16 protein-coding genes and 1 pseudogene are annotated in these 16,952 nt (G+C 72.5%); 8 read left to right on the top strand and 9 right to left on the bottom strand.

Annotation, left to right across the window (positions count from 1 at the left end; all coding sequences use genetic code 11):
• Together KBX26_RS30140 and KBX26_RS30145 are read right to left on the bottom strand one after the other, a co-directional pair.
• Window positions 1–804: pseudogene (locus tag KBX26_RS30140) on the bottom strand (chromosome partitioning protein); the annotation flags it as partial.
• Between the two features lie 91 nt (window positions 805–895).
• Window positions 896–1,939 (bottom strand): diacylglycerol kinase family protein, encoded by a 1,044-nt coding sequence (locus KBX26_RS30145; protein WP_210866957.1) that lies wholly within the window; start codon window positions 1,937–1,939, stop codon window positions 896–898.
• A gap of 124 nt (window positions 1,940–2,063) precedes the next feature.
• On the opposite strand from KBX26_RS30145, the gene KBX26_RS30150 reads away from it, so the two are divergent.
• From KBX26_RS30150 to KBX26_RS30170, 5 genes are all read left to right on the top strand, one after another.
• Complete coding sequence (locus KBX26_RS30150; RefSeq protein ID WP_030332147.1) at window positions 2,064–3,353, top strand: adenylosuccinate synthase; 1,290 nt, start codon at window positions 2,064–2,066, stop codon at window positions 3,351–3,353.
• Between the two features lie 164 nt (window positions 3,354–3,517).
• Window positions 3,518–4,453, top strand: a complete 936-nt coding sequence (locus KBX26_RS30155; RefSeq protein ID WP_307857942.1) for a type IV toxin-antitoxin system AbiEi family antitoxin domain-containing protein — start codon at window positions 3,518–3,520, stop codon at window positions 4,451–4,453.
• An 83-nt stretch (window positions 4,454–4,536) separates the two neighbouring features.
• The gene (purD, locus tag KBX26_RS30160) at window positions 4,537–5,787 is read left to right on the top strand and encodes a phosphoribosylamine--glycine ligase (RefSeq protein ID WP_210866958.1); all 1,251 of its coding nucleotides are present in this window, start codon (window positions 4,537–4,539) and stop codon (window positions 5,785–5,787) included.
• A gap of 61 nt (window positions 5,788–5,848) precedes the next feature.
• The gene (locus KBX26_RS30165; RefSeq protein ID WP_030332153.1) at window positions 5,849–6,370 is read left to right on the top strand and encodes a SigE family RNA polymerase sigma factor; all 522 of its coding nucleotides are present in this window, start codon (window positions 5,849–5,851) and stop codon (window positions 6,368–6,370) included.
• Window positions 6,363–7,148: a hypothetical protein gene (locus KBX26_RS30170; RefSeq protein ID WP_210866959.1), complete on the top strand. Its 786-nt coding sequence runs from the start codon at window positions 6,363–6,365 to the stop codon at window positions 7,146–7,148. The genes KBX26_RS30165 and KBX26_RS30170 overlap by 8 nt, the downstream gene beginning before the upstream one ends.
• Window positions 7,149–7,167: 19 nt before the next feature.
• Here KBX26_RS30170 and KBX26_RS30175 read toward each other — a convergent pair whose 3' ends face one another.
• The 3 genes from KBX26_RS30175 to KBX26_RS30185 form a co-directional block, all read right to left on the bottom strand.
• Window positions 7,168–8,730, bottom strand: a complete 1,563-nt coding sequence (locus KBX26_RS30175) for an AMP-binding protein (RefSeq protein ID WP_210866976.1) — start codon at window positions 8,728–8,730, stop codon at window positions 7,168–7,170.
• A 194-nt stretch (window positions 8,731–8,924) separates the two neighbouring features.
• Window positions 8,925–10,139: an acyl-CoA dehydrogenase family protein gene (locus KBX26_RS30180; RefSeq protein ID WP_030332158.1), complete on the bottom strand. Its 1,215-nt coding sequence runs from the start codon at window positions 10,137–10,139 to the stop codon at window positions 8,925–8,927.
• A gap of 1 nt (window position 10,140) precedes the next feature.
• The gene (locus KBX26_RS30185; protein ID WP_179781631.1) at window positions 10,141–10,593 is read right to left on the bottom strand and encodes an SCP2 sterol-binding domain-containing protein; all 453 of its coding nucleotides are present in this window, start codon (window positions 10,591–10,593) and stop codon (window positions 10,141–10,143) included.
• Between the two features lie 68 nt (window positions 10,594–10,661).
• Here KBX26_RS30185 and KBX26_RS30190 point away from each other — a divergent pair, with 68 nt between their 5' ends.
• Window positions 10,662–11,300: a TetR/AcrR family transcriptional regulator gene (locus tag KBX26_RS30190; RefSeq protein WP_030332161.1), complete on the top strand. Its 639-nt coding sequence runs from the start codon at window positions 10,662–10,664 to the stop codon at window positions 11,298–11,300.
• Here the strand turns inward: KBX26_RS30190 and KBX26_RS30195 are convergent.
• Window positions 11,275–11,946: a DedA family protein gene (locus KBX26_RS30195; protein ID WP_210866977.1), complete on the bottom strand. Its 672-nt coding sequence runs from the start codon at window positions 11,944–11,946 to the stop codon at window positions 11,275–11,277. The two genes, KBX26_RS30190 and KBX26_RS30195, sit on opposite strands and share 26 nt — an antisense overlap.
• Window positions 11,947–12,113: 167 nt before the next feature.
• Here KBX26_RS30195 and KBX26_RS32845 point away from each other — a divergent pair, with 167 nt between their 5' ends.
• Both KBX26_RS32845 and KBX26_RS30205 read left to right on the top strand, forming a co-directional pair.
• Entirely contained in the window at window positions 12,114–13,265 is a 1,152-nt protein-coding gene (locus KBX26_RS32845; protein WP_210866960.1) for a sensor histidine kinase, read from the top strand.
• Window positions 13,262–13,903, top strand: a complete 642-nt coding sequence (locus tag KBX26_RS30205; RefSeq protein ID WP_030332168.1) for a response regulator transcription factor — start codon at window positions 13,262–13,264, stop codon at window positions 13,901–13,903. Before KBX26_RS32845 ends, KBX26_RS30205 begins: the two co-directional genes overlap by 4 nt.
• Window positions 13,904–13,928: 25 nt before the next feature.
• Here KBX26_RS30205 and KBX26_RS30210 read toward each other — a convergent pair whose 3' ends face one another.
• The 3 genes from KBX26_RS30210 to KBX26_RS30220 form a co-directional block, all read right to left on the bottom strand.
• Window positions 13,929–14,546 (bottom strand): DedA family protein, encoded by a 618-nt coding sequence (locus KBX26_RS30210; RefSeq protein WP_030332169.1) that lies wholly within the window; start codon window positions 14,544–14,546, stop codon window positions 13,929–13,931.
• A gap of 186 nt (window positions 14,547–14,732) precedes the next feature.
• The gene (locus KBX26_RS30215; protein WP_210866961.1) at window positions 14,733–15,995 is read right to left on the bottom strand and encodes an adenylosuccinate synthetase; all 1,263 of its coding nucleotides are present in this window, start codon (window positions 15,993–15,995) and stop codon (window positions 14,733–14,735) included.
• Window positions 15,992–16,951: a hypothetical protein gene (locus KBX26_RS30220; RefSeq protein ID WP_210866962.1), complete on the bottom strand. Its 960-nt coding sequence runs from the start codon at window positions 16,949–16,951 to the stop codon at window positions 15,992–15,994. Before KBX26_RS30220 ends, KBX26_RS30215 begins: the two co-directional genes overlap by 4 nt.
• Window position 16,952: the final 1 nt, after the last annotated feature.

Genomic DNA, 16,952 nt, shown 5'->3' on the forward strand with positions numbered 1-16,952 from the left:
GCCGGCACCCGGGTCACCCCGTCGGCCTCCTGGTACGGCTGCCCCGGCGTACCGGCGGGTGAACCCTGCTGCCAGGGCGGTGGGTACCAACCCGGCGAGGGCGGGAACGGTCCCGGCGGTGGGGTCGGTGGCTGCGGGGCGATCCAGGGTGAAGGGCAGGTCCAGGTCGACACCCCCCGGCGCGACCGGAGCGGCGGTCGGAGCCCGGTCGCCGGGCGGTTCGTGCGCCTCCCCGGCCCGGCTGGCCACGTCGGGCGCGGCACCGGCCACGTCGTGCGGGGCGGGTCGGCCGTCCCCCGGCGCGGGGGCGACGTTCGGAACCGCAGCGGCAGCGGTCGCGGGCAGGCCGGCGTCACCTGACCCGCCGTTGCTTCCGGGGCCGGGTGCCGGCGGTGTCGGCTGGCCGACGGTCGCTGGCGGCGGGGGCACGGCAGCCGGATCGGTCGCCGGTGGCCAGCTCGGCTGCGCCGGCGCCCAACCCGACCCGACGCCGGACGGGCCGCCGGGCCCCCAGCCGGGGGCCGGGACGGCGCCGGTGAGCGACGGGTAGTCCGACGGCGAGGGCGGTGACTGGGCCGGGGCGCCGGGCTGGCCGGGAACCGGCGGTCGCCCGATCGGAGGCGCGGCCACCGGTGGCGTGACCGGCGCTGTGACCGGCGACGGCCCACCCCGTTGCTCGGCGACCGCAGCCCAGGGCGGGGCGGTGCCCCGGTCGCCCGGATCCGGCGGCCAGAGTGGTTCGATATCCCGCTCCGGCGCCGGCTGCTGGCCGGGCACCTGCGCCCGGTCGGCGTTCTCGTCCATTACGGCCCTCCCCAGTCCTCCTGCGAGGATAGGCCCATTCGCCGGGCAGGGCCGATCGGCGCAGGCGGGTCGGCCGGTCGATGCGTCGAGGTCAGCTCGACCAGACCGCCCAGGCCCCCGGCTCGATCCACCAGGAACGCTTGCGGGTCAGTTCGCCCTCGACACCATCGTCGAGGTACGGCACCTTGCCCTCCCGGGGCAGCACCGACACCGCCCGTCCACGGGCCCGCCGAACTTCGAGGCGTACCCGCTTGCGTCCCCAGGCCGAGCGGACGACAACCGGCACGGCCACCGCGACCTCGACCTGGCCGTCGGCCGGGTCCGGCGCGGTCAGCAGCGTGACGTCGTCGAGCGTCGCGTACCCGCCGGCGTTGCCGACCGCGCAGGCCAGCAGCGGTTCCGCGCCGTCGGTGAGAATGGTGTCGTCGACCTCCACCCGGGCGCGCCAGTGCAGCGGCCGGCCGGCGTCGTCGGCGGCGCCGAGCAGCGCGCCGTCCAGGGTCACCGAGCCGCCGTCGTTGCGGAGCAGGTCCAGTCGGCGCGGCGTGCCGTCCAGCACCGCGGCGGCCACCGCCGCCGGGTCCCGGGGCAGCCCGAGCTGCGCCGCCAGGTCCCGGTGGGTGCCGCCACGGGCCGGGTCGAGCGGGAGTACGGCCACCGGCGGCAGGTCGGGCAGGGTCCGGTTGCCGGGCAGGTCCGCCGGGCGCTTGCTGGGCGCCGGGGCGTACCGCTTGACCAGCCGGCGCAGCACGGCCCGCAACTGCCCGTCGCTGGCCGTGGCGACGACCAGCCGGGTCTTGCTGTCCGGGTCCGGCCAGGTGAGGCCGTCCGGGCGGGCCGGGCCGTCGAACCGGGCCAACACCGCGTCGATCTCGGCGTCGGAGCGGGCGGTGATCGTCTCCACCCGGGCGCCCCGGGCGTTCAGCGCGTCGGCGCAGGCCAGCACCGGCACCCGTGGCCGTTCCGTCGCGCACTTTTCGGCTTCGGCCTGATCGCTGCTTGGCCGGCCGGCGTCGGTCTGGCCCGTCGGGGCGGTGTCGGCCCCCGTCGCGCCGCCACAGCAGGCCCCGCCGCTGCCACAGGCCCCGGGAGCGTCCCGCTCCGAACCGAGGGTGAGCAGCACCACGTCGTACACGGAAGGAGCCTCCTGCCTCTCGACGCGACCCCTGCCGGCCACGCCGTCATTACTTGTTAACCTGACACCCCGGGCTCGCCGAGCGGTCGCCACCTGGCACCCGAGCCTTCTGGAGGCGGAAAAGATGCCAGCGATCGTGCTCATCGGCGCTCAGTGGGGCGACGAGGGCAAGGGCAAGGTTACCGACCTGCTGGGTGAGCGGGTCGACTACGTCGTGCGCTACTCCGGCGGCAACAACGCCGGACACACGGTGATCACCCCGGACGGCCAGAAGTACGCGCTGCACCTGATGCCGTCCGGTGCGCTCTCACCGGACGCGATGATCATCATCGGCAACGGTGTGGTGGTCGACCCGAAGGTGCTGCTCGCCGAGATCGACGGCCTGGCCGAGCGCGGCGTCGACGTGTCCCGGCTGCGGATCTCCGGCGACGCGCACCTGATCATGCCGCACCACCGGGCGCTGGACCGGGTCATCGAGCGCTACCTCGGCTCGTCCCGGATCGGCACCACCGGCCGTGGCATCGGCCCGGCGTACGGGGACAAGGTCGCCCGGATCGGCATCCGCCTCCAGGACCTGCTCGACCCGGGCATCCTGCGCAAGAAGCTGGAACTCGCGCTGCGCGAGAAGAACCAGATCCTGTTCAAGGTCTACAACCGCAAGGCGATCGACCTCGAGGCGACAGTCGAGGAGTACCTGGAGTACGCGGAGCGGCTCAAGCCGTACATCGCGGAGACCCGGGCGATGCTGTGGGACGCCCTGGACCGGGGCGAGACGGTGCTGCTGGAGGGCGCCCAGGCCACCATGCTCGACATGGACCACGGCACCTACCCGTTCGTGACCTCGTCCAACCCGACCGCCGGTGGCGCCTGCGTGGGCGCGGGCATCCCGCCGACCGCGATCAACAAGGTCATCGCGGTGAGCAAGGCGTACACCACCCGGGTCGGTGCCGGGCCGTTCCCGACCGAGCTGTTCGACGCCAACGGGGACCACCTGCGCAAGATCGGCGCGGAGTACGGCACCACCACCGGGCGGGAGCGTCGGTGCGGGTGGTTCGACGCTGTCGTGGCCCGGTACGCCTGCCGCCTCAACGGCGTCACCGACCTGGTCATCACGAAGCTGGACGTGCTCACCGGCCTGCCCAAGGTGCCGATCTGCGTCGGCTACGAGATCAACGGCGTGCGGGTCGACGACATGCCGATGAGCCAGACGGACTTCCACCACGCCAAGCCGGTCTTCGAGGAGCTCGACGGCTGGTGGGAGGACATCACCAAGGCCCGCACCGCCGAAGACCTGCCGGAGAACGCCCGCCGCTACATCGCCCGGGTCGAGGAACTCTGCAACACCAGGGTGAGCGTCGTAGGCGTAGGCCCAGGCCGAGAAGAAAACGTCCACCTCCACCCCCTCCTCCCCTAACCCACCCCCACCCCCCTTTCTGCGCGTTGATCATGAGGTTGACGGAGTGTTCGATCTACGAATGCCCCGTTAACCTCATGATCGACGGGAGAGCTGGCGGGTTTTGTCCACAGGGTTATCCACAGGGGTGGTCGGGTGGCTGGTGAACGGCCAGCGTGGTCGTCGTGGATCGTGCAGACCTTGTACGCGTCATCGCCGGCGACCAGGATGGCTTGATCACTCGAGCGCAGGCGTTGCGTGCCGGCTTCAGTCGACACGACATCGACCATCTGGTGACCGTCGGGCGGTGGCGACCACTCGCACGAGCGGTCTACCTGGTCCGTAGCCGCTCCATCGAATCACCGGACCGTCAGTGTCGTATCCGCGCCGCTGTGCTCTCGTTGGGCCCGCAGGCTCACGCGGTGTTCGGTACAGCGGCAGAGCTGCACGGCATTGCCGGTCTGCCGCGTCGCGACGAAATCCACGCGGCGCTTCCGGGCAGGGCGGCGAAGCTGGCGCGGGTGTCGGACCCTGCAATCGTGCTGCACCAACTCGAACACCCTCTGGGCGCCGTGGTGCAGGTGAACGGAATCGCGGCTACGGAGCCACGGCTGACCGTGTCCGAGATCATCCTGCGGGAGTGCCGGTACTCGGCGGTCTCGGTGCTCGATTCCGCCCTCAACCGGGGGCTACTCACGCCCGAATGCCTGGCAACCATTCCAGCGCTGATTCGAGGCCGACGTGGTGCGGTCGCAGCACGCGGCTACCTAGCTGAGGCGGATGGCCGGGCACAGTCGCCGCTGGAGACTCGCTCTCGACTGCGATGCGTCGACGGGGGAGTTCCACCGGACACGCTGCAGTTGGAGGTGCGTGACGACGACGGCTATCTGCTCGGCATCGGCGACCTGGGCTGGCGCGGTCCAAGGCTGATCGCCGAGGCGGACGGCCGAGACGCGCACGGCACCCCGGAGGCCGCCTACGCCGACCGTCGTCGCCAGAACCGCCTGGTCAATGCCGGCTGGACCATCCTCCGTTTCACCTGGCAGGACACCCTCCACCCCACCTACATCCCCCAAACGGTCCGCCAAGCGATCGCAGCCCTTCACGCCCGTCGATCATGAGGTTAACCGGCCAGTGGATCATCAGATGGCCCGTCAACCTCATGATCAACTATGCTGAGGCGGGGGACAGTAGGATCTCGGGCGTGCGGGTTCTTTTGGTGGGTGGCGGTGGGCGGGAGCATGCGCTCGCGCTCGGGTTGGCGGCGGACGCGGGCGTTTCGGCGCTGATTGCGGCACCGGGTAATCCGGGGATCGCGAGCGTGGCCGAGCTGCGGACGGTCACTGCGACAGACCCGGCCGCGGTGGCGGCGCTGGCCGTGGAGACGGCGGCTGACCTGGTGGTGATCGGGCCGGAGGCGCCGCTGGTCGCCGGGGTCGCCGATGCGGTCCGCGCCAAGGGCATCGCCGTGTTCGGTCCGTCCGGCGCGGCCGCCCAGCTGGAGGGCTCCAAGGCGTTCGCCAAGGACGTGATGACCGCCGCCGGTGTGCCGACCGCCCGGGCGTTCGTCTGCACGGACGAGGCGAGCACCGCTCGGGCGCTGGACGAGTTCGGCGCGCCGTACGTGGTGAAGGACGACGGGCTCGCCGCCGGCAAGGGCGTGGTGGTGACCGACGACCGGGCCGCCGCGCTGGCACACGCCAACGAGTGTGGCCGGGTCGTGGTCGAGGAGTTCCTCGACGGCCCGGAGGTCAGCCTCTTCGTGGTCACCGACGGCGAGGCGGCGCTGCCGCTGGTGCCGGCACAGGACTTCAAGCGGCTCGGCGACGGCGACACCGGGCCGAACACCGGTGGCATGGGCGCGTACGCACCGCTGCCCTGGGCCCCGCCCGACCTGGTTGACGAGGTCATGCGCGACGTCGTGCACCCGACCTTGGCGGAGATGCGCCGCCGGGGCACTCCGTTCGCCGGTCTGCTCTACGTCGGGTTGGCGATCACCGCCGCCGGCCCTCGGGTGATCGAGTTCAACGCGCGTTTCGGTGACCCGGAGACCCAGGTGGTGCTGGCGCTGCTGGAGACGCCGTTGGGCGGGCTGCTGCACGCGGCGGCCACCGGCACGTTGGCCGAGCACCCGCCGCTGCGGTGGCGGGACGGCAGCGCCGTGACGGTGGTGCTGGCCTCGTCGGGTTATCCGGCCTCGCCGCGCACCGGCGACGTGATCACCGGCGCGGACGGTCCGGGCATCATCCACGCGGGCACCACCCGCCGGGCCAGCGACGGCGCGTTGCTCTCCGCCGGCGGCCGTGTTCTCTGCGGTACGGCCACCGGCGCCGACCTGGCCGCCGCGCGCGACGCCGCGTACGCGCTGGTGGACGGGGTGGAGTTGGCCGGCTCGCAGCACCGCTCCGACATTGCCGCCGCCGCCATCGACGGCCGGATCACGATTCCCGGCTGAAACCGGGCAACCCCCGGCCGCCCCGCCGCCGTTTGAGCGGTGAGACGAGGGGGTGGCCGGAATGCCGGTCGATGTCGAGGGTTACCGCGACTACGTCGGTGCGCGGCTGGAGCCGCTGCGCCGTACGGCGTACCTGCTCTGCGGTGACTGGCACACGGCCGACGACCTGGTGTCGACGGCGCTGGTCAAGTTGCTCCGGCACTGGTCGCGGGTGTCCGTCATGGCCAACCCGGACGCGTACGTCCGGCGGACCCTGCTGCGGGTCTGGCTGGACGAGCGGCGTCGGCCGTGGCGGCGGGAGGCCGCCTGGGCCGAGGTGCCGGACAGCGCGGTCGCGGCCACTGGCACCGACGGCGCGGCGGACCGCCTGACCATCCTCGCGCTGCTGGCCGAGCTGCCGCCGCGTCGCCGTGCGGTCCTCGTGCTGCGCTACTTCTGCGACCTGTCCGTCGAGGAGACCGCGCAGGAACTCGGCTGTACTCCGGGCACCGTCAAGAGCCAGTCGGCGCGTGGTATCGAGGCGATGAGAGCCCGCCTCGCCCCGATGCCGGATCGAGTCGAGGAGGTACGCAACGATGGATGAGCTTCACGACCAGCTGCGTGCGGCGGTCGCCCAGGCGCCGCCGACTCGGATCGACGTGGACGAACTGATCCTGGCCGACCGGCGTCGCCGCCAGCACCGGGCGTGGGCGTTGACCGGCTCCGGGGTTGCCGTGGCGATGATCGCATTGACGTCGACGCTGGTCACCGGACCGTACCGGGACGCGCGGGAGCCGACGGCGAACACCGGCCCGTCACTCTGTGCCCAGCCGAACGCGTCTGCCGGCGGGTCCGAGCCGCCGTTCGAGCGGTCCGGCACGGCGCACCCGTTCCCGTCGGAGCCGCCGGCCGCCGCCGTGGTCCGACTGACCGTGGCGCTGCGCACCGCCCTGAGCGTCAACCTGCCTCGTGAGCTGACTGTCGATTCGGGGGTGCCCGGGTGTCCGCTGCCGCAGCTGTCGTACGAGCGCACGATAACGGGGTACGTCTACGGGGTGACGGTCAAGCTGTCCAGGGGTGGTGACCAGGGCGATCTGGTCATCGGGATGCGTCCGACCCTCGGGGCGGTTCTTGGATGCCGGGCCGGCCCGTCCGGTAACGACTGTTCGGTCGAGCGGTTCCCGGACGGGACCGAGGCGGCCTCGGGTACCGATGCCGACTCGGCGGGTGCCGGCTCCCTTACCGCGACGGTGCTGCGTCCCGATGGGACGACGGTGGTGGTCAAGCTGGATCAACCCGGTGCGTCCGTGGACCAGCTGTTGCTGACCGAGGATCAGCTGGTGACCATTGGCCGGTGGCCGGGTTTCAACCTGTACCCGTGAGCGACGCGCCTCCCAACCGTCAGCCGTAGTAGCGGCGGAGTTCCCGGGTGAGCACCTTCCCGGTGGCGTTGCGGGGCAGGTACTTCACGAAGATCACGTCCCGGGGCACGCTGAACCGGGCCAGGAAGTGCCTGACGTATTCGCGTACCGCCTCGGGGTCGAGCGTCTCCCCGGGGTGCAGGGCGAGGAACGCGGAGAGGCGCTGGCCGTAGTCGGGGTCGGGCACGCCGATCACTGCCGCCTCGCGGACCTGTGGCAGTTGCGCGAGCAGGTCCTCCACCTCGGACGGGAAGACGTTCTCGCCGCCGGAGACGATCATGTCGTCGGCCCGGCCGTCGACGAAGAGCAGACCGTCGGCGGTGAGCCGGCCGAGGTCGCCGGTGTCGAGCAGGCCGTCGCGGGTTTCCCGGTTGGCACCGGAGGTGTAGCCCTCGAAGAGCATCTCGTTGCCGACGAAGATCCGCCCGACCTGTCCGTCCGGCACGGGTTGGCCGTCGTCGTCGAGTATCTGCAGTCTGGTGCCGTGCGGTGGACGACCGGCAGTGGTGGGCGCCTGGCGCAGGTCCCGGGGGTCGGCGATGGAGGCCCAGGAGACCTCGGTGGACCCGTAGAGGTTGTAGATGACGTCTCCGTAGACGTCCATGAACGTGGAGGCCAGCCCACCGGGCAGGGCGGAGCCGCTGACCGCGACCACGGTGAGTGGCGGGCGCGGGTCCGGCGGGGGCACCTCCAGCAGTCGCTGCAGCATCACCGGTACGGCGAAGAGCGCGTTGCACCGGTGCGCGGTCAGGGCGGCGAGCGTGGCGGTCGGGTCGAAGCGACGGTGCAGCACGATGGTGGCCCGCAGCGCCAAACAGACCTGGAGGGCGGCGAATCCCCAGGTGTGGAAGATCGGCGCGGCGATCATCACCCGGTCCCGGGCGTGCAGGGGGATACGGTCGATGATGGACACCAGCGGGCCGAAGCCGCCGGGCGTGGGCCGTCGGGCGCCCTTGGGCGTGCCGGTGGTGCCGGAGGTGAGCACGATGATCCGGCCGTCGCGTTCCGGCGGGTGCAGGTCGCCCGGGAGCGCCCCGGCCACCAACTCCTCGCGGGCGCGTTCGTCGAGCCGGGTCAGTTCGGCGGGGAGGCCGAGGACGCGCTCGGCGAACTCGTCGTCGTGCACGAGCAGCCGCAGCCGCTGTTCCTCGGTGACGGTGCCCAGTTGGGCGGCGCTGAGCCCGGTGTTGACCAGCACGGCGTCGGCGCCGAGCAGGGTGGCGGCGACGATGGTCTCGATCAGCCCGTGGTGGTTGCGGCAGAGCACGCCGATCCGGTCGCCGGCCTGGACGCCGAGCCCGGCCCGCATCGAGCGGGCCATCCGTTCGGCCCGGTCGAGCAGTTCGTGGTAGGTCAGCTCGACGCCGTCCTCGTCGATGACGGCTGGACGGCCGGGGTCCCGGGCGGCTGCTTGGCGTAGCTCGCCTGCCAGGCTCCACCCCCACGTCCGCAACGCGTTGAGCTGCGAGGCGACCCGGATCGGGCTGCCGGGGGTGAGCAGCCCACGACGGGTCAGCGTGGCGACGATGAACGGCAGGTCCATGCCGCAGACCTCCTTGGGGTGGTACGCGGACGGGGCAGCGGCTACCCCGTCCATCAGGGCTTCTTTCTTTGATCATGCACTGGGCGCGGCTGAGGGCCCAGTTGGCGTCGGCGTGGGGTGACGAAGACGGCACAGATCGTGGAATCCGGGCCGCGTCGGCCCGACCGGCGCGAGGGCGGTCGGGCCGACGGCGGTCAGCGGATCTGCATCCCGGAGATGGCCCGGGAGATGACCAGTCGTTGGATCTCCGAGGTGCCCTCGAAGATGGTGTAGATCTTGGCGTCCCGGTACCAGCGCTCGACCGGGTGGTCACGCAGGAAGCCGGCCCCGCCGAGCAGTTGCACCGCCTTCTCGGTGACCGAGACCGCCACCTCGCCGGCCTTGAGCTTGGACATCGAGCCCTCGCCGGCGGTGAACGGGCGGTTGTTGCGGCCCATCCAGGAGGCCCGCCAGACCAGCAACCGCGCCGCGTCGATCTCCATCCGCATGTCGGCCAGCGCGAACGCGACCGCCTGGTTCTCGATGATCGGGCGTCCGAACTGGACCCGGTCCTTCGCGTAGTCCAGCGCGTACTCGTAGGCGGCGCGGGCCACGCCGAGCGCCTGGGCGCCGACGGTGGGTCGGGACAACTCGAAGGTGCGCATCGCGGCCTGTCCGCTGGCCCGTTGCCCGGAGCGGGCGCGCGCCAACCGTTCGTCGAGGGCGTCCTTGCCGCCGAGCAGGCAGCGGCCGGGGACGCGTACCCCGTCGAGGAAGACGTCGGCGGTGTGGGACGCGCGGAGGCCGAGTTTGCGCAGCTTACGGGTGGCGGCCAGGCCGGGGGTGCCGGGCGGTACGACGAACGCCGCCTGGCCGCGCGAGCCGAGCGTGGGGTCGACCGAGGCGGTGACCACGTGCACGCCGGCGATGCCGCCGTTGGTGGCGTACGCCTTCTGGCCGGTGAGCACCCACTCGTCGGTGGCCTCGTCGTAGACGGCCCGGGTGCGCATCGCGCCAACGTCGGAGCCGGCTTCCGGCTCGCTGGTGCAGAACGCGGCGACGGCCGGCGAGTCGACGTCGCCGAAGCACTGCGGCACCCACTCGACCATCTGGTCGGGGGTGCCGGCGCCGTAGATGGCGGCGACGGCGAGGGAGGTGCCGAAGATGCTCAGCCCGATGCCGGCGTCACCCCAGAAGAGTTCCTCGCTGGCGATCGGCAGGGAGAGCCCGGTCGGGTCGGCCCAGCAGGTGGCGAGGAACTCGAAGCCGTAGAGGCCGACCTTGGCGGCTTCCTGGATCACCGGCCACGGGGTGTCCTCGCGTTCGTCCCACTCGGCGGCGGCTGGGCGCACGACCTCGGCGGCGAAGCCGTGCACCCAGTCGCGTAGATCCCGCTGTTCCTCGTTCAGGTCGAGCGAGAACTCAGCCATGTCAGGCCTTGGGGATGTCGAACAGGTTGGCGATGTTGGCGGCGAGGCCGAGGTCGCCCTTCGCCTTCAGCTTGCCGGTCATGAACATCATCACCGGGTTGGCGCCACCGGAGACGATCTTCAAAAACTCGACCGGGCCCATGGTGAGGCTCAGCTTCGGGTCGTGCTGCGGGGTCTCGTTGACGACGCAGGTGCCGTCGGCGATGACCACCTCGTAGGTGTCGCTGCCGCCGTCGGGCCGCCCGGTGATGACCCAGTGGATGACCGCGTTGGTGGAACCGGCCCGGTCGGCGCGGAACAGCGACGGCATCCGGCCGAACACCTCGCCGAGGACCTTGTCCCGCATGTCGCCGGACATCACCTGGGCGATCTTGTCGTCCGGAGTGGACTTGACCAGCTGGGCGAACTCCTTGGGGCCGACGTTGGCGAAGGTGGCCGGGTCGAAGTCAGTCATCAGGTGCGCCTTCCGGAAGATTTGGCTACTCGCGCGTAACCCTACGCACGAGTAGGTATGCTCGCAAGGTGTCCACCGTCCCCGCCTTCAAGCGCCTGCCACGCGCCGTCCGCGAGCAGCAGATGCTCGACGCGGCCGTCAAGGTCTTCTCCCGACGCGGCTTCCACGCCGCCAGCATGGACGAGATCGCGGAGGACGCCGGCATCTCCAAACCCATGGTCTACGCGTACCTGGGCACCAAGGAGGAGCTCTTCGTCGCCTGCCTGCACCGGGAGGGCACCCGGATGATGCAGGCCATCGCCGGGGCGGCGGCCCCCGACCTGCCAGCCGACGAGCGGCTCTGGCGCGGGCTGAGGGCGTTCTTCGGCTTCGTGGGCGCGCACCGGGACGGCTGGGCGGTGCTCTACCGGCAGGCCCGGGGCGAGCAGCCGTTCGCCGGCGAGCTGGCCACCATGCGGGCCCGGCTGGTCGATGTGGTCGCCGGGATGCTCGACCACGCGCTGCGCGCCGAGGGCCGCGAGATCGCCGCCCTCGACCTGGAGGTCGTCGCGTACGCCCTGGTCGGCGCGACCGAGTCGCTGGCCGACTGGCTCGCGGACCACCCGGACGCCGACCCGGAGAAGACCGCCACCCGGATGATGAACGTGGCCTGGCTCGGTGCCGCCCAACTCCTGCACGGCGTCACCTGGCGTCCGCCGGTCGACTGACGGCCCCGGCGCGGACCGCGTCGCCGCCCGACTCGTCGGCCCGCGCCGCACGCCGCCGACGCCCGCGGAGCCAACGCACCACCTCGACGACCACCGTCACCGTCAGCGCGAGGCCCAGACCGAGCAGGAGTCCACGCAGCGGGTCCTGCTCGAAGGCCAACCCGCCCAGATAGCCGACCAGCGCCGAGTAGAGCCCCCACGACCCTGCGGCGAGCGCGTCGAAGGCCAGAAAGCGTCGCCGGGGATAGTGCACAGCGCCCATGGTGAGGGTGACAGCGGTCCGGCCGCCCGGCACGTAGCGGGCCACGGTGAGGATCAGCCCGCCGCGCGTCGCGATTCCCCGCCGGGCCCGGTCGACGGCGGCCCGGCGTCGACTTCCGGGCGGCAGCCGGTCGAGCAGCCGCGCGCCACCGCCCCGTCCGATCGTGTACGAGACGTGGTCGCCGACCAACGCCCCGGCGGCGGCCACCAGGACCACCGCCGGCAGGTACGGCGCGCCGGAGGCCGCGAAGACTCCAGCGGTGATCACCGCCGTCTCGCTCGGCACCACCGGGAAGAAGCCGTCGAGCACCGCGATCGCGAAGATCGCCAGGTACACCCAGGGCGAGGACATCGTCTCGTGCAGCAGGTCGAGTAGATCCATGATCCTGATGCTGGTGGGAGCGGCGGCTGCCGCCATCGGCCAGTGGTCAGCCGGGCCCCACTACTTAGGTCGCATCCGGCCCCGACGGCAGGTAGGGGTCATCCCTCACGCCACCCCGGTCTGGCCGCGCGGGACGCCTCGATCCGGCCGCCGAGCCCTAAGCTCGCAGCGTGGCCTCCAGCGCCGTCGCCGTCCGGCGGGCCGTCCAGCGGTACGCCTCGGTGCTGCTCGCCGTCACCGTCGCGGCAGCCGTCTGGGCCAGCTCGACCGGCGACATCGGCGTCCGCTCCCCGCTGCCGGGCGTCGTCGCGTTCGTCCTCGCGGTCGCCTCGGGTTGGGCCGCCGGCATGATCCGGACGCGCCGCTGGCCGTTGTTCCTGGCCGCGGCGGTCGGCTGGCTGGTGCTCGCCGCCGCTGCGGCCGGGGTGGTCGCCTCGTACCAGGCGGGCCTGCGGCTGCGCGGTCGACGGCTCGCCGGCTACCTCGCCGGTGCGGCGGTGGTGCTCGCCGGTGGGGTGCTGGTCGGGCTGGAGGTGGGCGGCACCCGCCGGATCACCACCGCCACCAGCGGCAACGTGCTGATCCTCGCCGCCGGTCTGGTCGGGCTTCCGTTGGTCTTCGGCCTCTGGGTGCGGGCGCGCCGGGACACCCTCGCCGCACTGCGGGACCGGGCCGAGCGGCTGGAACGCGAGCAGGAGGCCCGCGCCGACCAGGCCCGTGCCGAGGAGCGGACCAGGATCGCCCGGGAGATGCACGACGTGGTGGCGCATCGCGTCTCGTTGATGGTGGTGCATGCCGGCGCGCTGGAGGTGACCGCCGTGGACCCGGCGACAGTCGAGGCCGCCGCGCTGATCCGGACCACCGGGCGGCAGGCGCTCACCGACCTGCGTGAGGTGCTGGGCGTGCTGCGACAGGCCGGCCCGGCCGTGCTGCCGGAGCGCGGACTGGACGCGCTGGACGAGTTGATCGGGGAGTCCCGGGCCGCCGGGCTGCGGGTGTCCCGGCAGGACGAGGGTGTGCCGACGGTGCTACCGGCGACCCTGGGGCGTACCGCGTACCGGGTGGTCCGGGAGGCGTTGACGAACGTGCGCAAGCACGCCGCCGACGCCGAGACCGTCGTGGGCCTGCACTACCTGCCGGACGGGCTGGAGGTGCTGGTCCGTAACGGTCCGTCCGAGGGTGGGACGGCGCTGCCCGGTGCCGGCCAGGGGTTGCTCGGGCTGCGTGAGCGGGTGGAGTTGCTCGGCGGCCGACTGGAGGCCCGGCCCGCGGACGGCGGCTTCCTGGTTCGGGCTCTGATCCCGCTGGCGGATGCGGCGTGATCCGGGTGGTGGTGGTCGACGACGAGCACCTGGTCCGTGCCGGCCTGCGGCTGATCCTGGAGGCGGCCGAGGACATCACCGTCGTCGGTGAGGCGGCCGACGGTGCCGGCGCGGTGGAGCAGGCGCACCGGTTACGCCCCGACGTGGTGCTGCTCGACGTGCGGATGCCGGGCGTCGACGGGCTGACCGTCGCGCCCGAGGTGGTCTCCGCCGGACCGAAGGTGATCATGTTGACCACCTTCGACCTCGACGAGTACGTGCACCGGGCGTTGCGGGCCGGGGCGGTGGGATTCCTGCTCAAGGACACCCCACCCCGCGAGCTGGCCGCCGCCGTCCGGACGGTGGCCGCCGGGAACGCGATGCTCGCCCCGACGGTGACCCGGCGCCTGATCAGCTCGTTCGCCGAGCGTGGTCCGGCCCGTCGGGAAGCGGCCCGGCAGCGACTCGCGCCGCTCACCGCGCGCGAGCTGGAGATCGTCCGGGAGGTGGCGCGCGGGCTCGGCAACGCGGAGATCGCCAGACAGCTGACGATGAGCGAGGCCACCGTGAAGGCGCACGTCAGCCGGGCGCTGGCGAAACTCCAGGCGGGCAACCGGGTGCAGCTGGCCATCCTGGTGCACGACGCCGACCTGCTCTGACGAACGGCAGGCCGATCCGGCCCGGTCAGTGGCGGGCGGCGGCGCGGCGGTGCGCCCGGTGCCGCAGCCACCGGACGCCCTCGATGCCCAGCGTGACGATCACCGAGAGGCCGATCCCGGCGAGGACGCCCTTGACGGGGTGGCGTTCGAAGGCCAGCCCACCGAAGTAGCCGAGCAACCCGCAGTACAGGGCCCAGGTGACCGCCGCGATCGCGTCGTAGAGCAGGAACGACCGGCGGGGATACCGCACCGCGCCCATGGTGAGGGTGACCGCGGTCCGGCCGCCCGGCAGGTACCGGGAGGTGGTCAGGATCAGCCCACCGCGTCGGTCCAGCGCGCGGCGCGCCCACTCGGAGCTGGCCCGTCGGCGGCTGCCGTCGGGGAATCCGGCGAGCCGGTTCGCGCCGCCACCGCGCCCGATGGCGTACGACACGTGGTCGCCGGCGCAGGCGCCCACCGCGGCGGCGACGATCACCGCCGCCAGGTTGGGGTTGCCGCTGGTGGAGAGCACGGCGGCGGTGATGACGGCCGCCTCGCCGGGTACGGCCGGGAAGAACGCGTCGACCGCCGTGAGCCCGAAGATCAACAGGTACACCCACGGTGAGGTGACCAGCTGTCGGAGCAGGTCGAGCGCGGAATCCATGCCCCCATGCTCGCCGGGTACGACCCGCCCGGTGGCCGAAGCCGCGGGATCACCCCCACCTCGCCCTGCGCCGATCTTGCACTTTGTGCCTGGACCAAACCCTGCAAGTGCCGCGTAACGACAACCGAAAGTGCAAGATCGACGGGGTGGGGTGGGGGCGGGGCGGGGTTGGGTTGGGCGGGTGGGTTAGGCCGTGCGGGCCAGGGCCTGTGGGGCGAGCAGCGGGCCGTGTGGGGTCTTGTTGTCGGCGGTGGGGCCGTGTGAGGTGAGCACCACCGGTGTGTCCAGCTCCGCGCCTACCGCTGCTGGCCAGTCCTGCGGCGCTTCGTCGTACAGCGGGCGGGAGCGCAGCAGGCGGGCGGTGAGCGCGGCCTGCCGGTCCAGGTCACCCGGTGGGCCGGGGGTGAGCCGGTCGGTCGTGTCGTAGCGGCGGCAGATCCGTAGCCCGGGGCCGGCGAGGTCGAGGTGGGTCAGCGCCAGGCCGTCGACGTTGCCCGCCGCGGCGAGGGCGTACCGGTGGGCGACCGCGTCGAAGTGGCCGAACCGGAACCTGCCCTGCCACGGGTTGGTGCCGTTGTGCCGGTCGGTGAACGGCAGCGCCGGATCCTCGGTCACCAGCGGGCCGGCCCCGTGCCGGGTGGTGACGACGCGCAACACCCCGATCCGGGTCACGTCGCCGGGCCGGCCCGCCTCGGCGAGCAGACTGTCGACGTTGGCGAACGTGGTGGTGCTCCAGGTGGTGTACGGGTGAAAGCCGTGCCACTCGTCGAGTAGCACCCCCTGCGCACCCTCGAAGACGCAGGTCCCGGTGCGCAGCGCCCCGGCCAGCCAGCTGCTGTCGACGATGGCGACCCGCCCGGCGAACCCGGTGAACGCGGGCAGGCAGTCCTCGATCGGTGGCGCGTCCAGCGGGCCCAACTCGGCGGTCAACCGGTCCCGCAGGACGGTCAGCCGACGGCGCAGCAGTGCGGGGCTGTGGCAGTCGGCGACCCGTGGCGCGTCGTCCGGGTGGGCGAGACCGTACGCGACGGCCTCGCCCACCCCCAGCCCGCAGGAGCCGTGCCGGTCGGCTCCCCGGGCGATCTCGCGGGCCCGGTTGGCGGCCCGGTGGTACGGGGTGGCGAGCAGCGCGTCCCCGTCGACGGTCAGCCGGTCGAGCGCGTCGCTCACCCCGACCGTGGCGAGGTGGTCGGCCTCGGCGGCCAGCGCCAGCGGGTCCACCACGACGTGCCGGGACAGGTGCGTACGCACACCCGGATGGAACGTGCCCGCCCCGAACTGCGCGAACGTGTGGTGCCGCCCGTCGCGCAGCACGACGTTGTGTGCCGCCTGCGCGCCCCCGTTGAAGCGGACCACCGTGTGCACTCCACGGGTGGCGCAGAGCCAGTCCACGACAGTGCCCTTGCCGGCGTCGCCGTAGCCGAGGTCGACCACCGCCAGGTGCCTCACAGCCGGGTCACCCCGCTGGCGGTGTCGCGGAACGCCGGCAGCGTCGACACCTCGGCCCGCCGTCCCCGGCCCAGGCGGGCCAGCGCCTTCGACACGGTCCCGGTGGCCGTGGAGCCGGCCCGGTCCAGGTGGCGGAGGCCCTCGTCCAGGTCGATCGCCTGTTCGCCGAGGCCGATGGTGAGTGCGATGGTCTCGCAGACGGCGTCGAGGTCGTCGAGGACGACGGCGTTCTGCCCGAGCAGGTCCCGCCAGAAGTCGAGCACCGTGGCGTTGCCGGCGTAGTGGCTGCCGGCGGGGAGCAGGTAGTAGGTGTCCCAGCGGCGGGTCACCTCGTCGACGACCTGCCGCAGCGGCACGTCCTCGGCGAGGTTGTCGCCGGTCAGGGCGGCCACCTCCCGGGCCTTCACCTGCGGGTACGCCAGCTCGTCGCCGATGATGAACAGGTAGCCGCGTCGACCGCGCTTCTCCCAGTTGTCGGTGACGGTGTGCCGGGCCATGAAGTACATGGCCAGCTCGTACGACTCGCTCATCTGCCCGCCGCCACCGCCTTCGAGGACGATCCGGCCGAGGTCGTCGTCCATCCGGTTGTCCGACTCGAACTGGCCCACCTGCAACGGCACCCGGTCGCAGGTGGCGTCGCCGATGGCGCCGAACATGATCTGCGGGTCGCTGGCGTACCCCTGCCGTTGCAGCAGCCCGAGCAGCTGCGGCAGCTTGGTCTGCAGGATCCGTGGGACCGTGCGCATCGAGCCGGTCACGTCGAAGAGCACGGCGACGGGCGTCGACCTGGGGTGTTCGGCGGAGTCGCGGCTCTCGCGCATCGCGTCGCGGGGGTCGAGCGCGGGGTGCACGGTGCGCGCTCCGCTGTCGCTGTAGGAGAAGGCGCTCTTGCCGGTGGACCGGCGGTAGCGGTCGGCGGCGTCGTACACGTCGGTGGACCAGATTCCACTGCCCATG

The organism is Micromonospora sp. C97 (genome assembly GCF_018070385.1).
GTDB classification, from domain to species: domain Bacteria; phylum Actinomycetota; class Actinomycetes; order Mycobacteriales; family Micromonosporaceae; genus Micromonospora; species Micromonospora parva.

What these genes read in the sequence shown, in the direction of transcription:
- KBX26_RS30150 (WP_030332147.1), top strand. Translation starts at nt 2,064, where the DNA reads ATGCCAGCGATCGTGCTCATCGGCGCTCAGTGGGGCGACGAGGGCAAG.
- KBX26_RS30165 (WP_030332153.1), top strand. Translation starts at nt 5,849, where the DNA reads ATGCCGGTCGATGTCGAGGGTTACCGCGACTACGTCGGTGCGCGGCTG.
- KBX26_RS30170 (WP_210866959.1), top strand. Translation starts at nt 6,363, where the DNA reads ATGGATGAGCTTCACGACCAGCTGCGTGCGGCGGTCGCCCAGGCGCCG.
- KBX26_RS30175 (WP_210866976.1), bottom strand. Translation starts at nt 8,730, where the DNA reads ATGGACCTGCCGTTCATCGTCGCCACGCTGACCCGTCGTGGGCTGCTC.
- KBX26_RS30180 (WP_030332158.1), bottom strand. Translation starts at nt 10,139, where the DNA reads ATGGCTGAGTTCTCGCTCGACCTGAACGAGGAACAGCGGGATCTACGC.
- KBX26_RS30185 (WP_179781631.1), bottom strand. Translation starts at nt 10,593, where the DNA reads ATGACTGACTTCGACCCGGCCACCTTCGCCAACGTCGGCCCCAAGGAG.
- KBX26_RS30210 (WP_030332169.1), bottom strand. Translation starts at nt 14,546, where the DNA reads ATGGATTCCGCGCTCGACCTGCTCCGACAGCTGGTCACCTCACCGTGG.
- KBX26_RS30220 (WP_210866962.1), bottom strand. Translation starts at nt 16,951, where the DNA reads ATGGGCAGTGGAATCTGGTCCACCGACGTGTACGACGCCGCCGACCGC.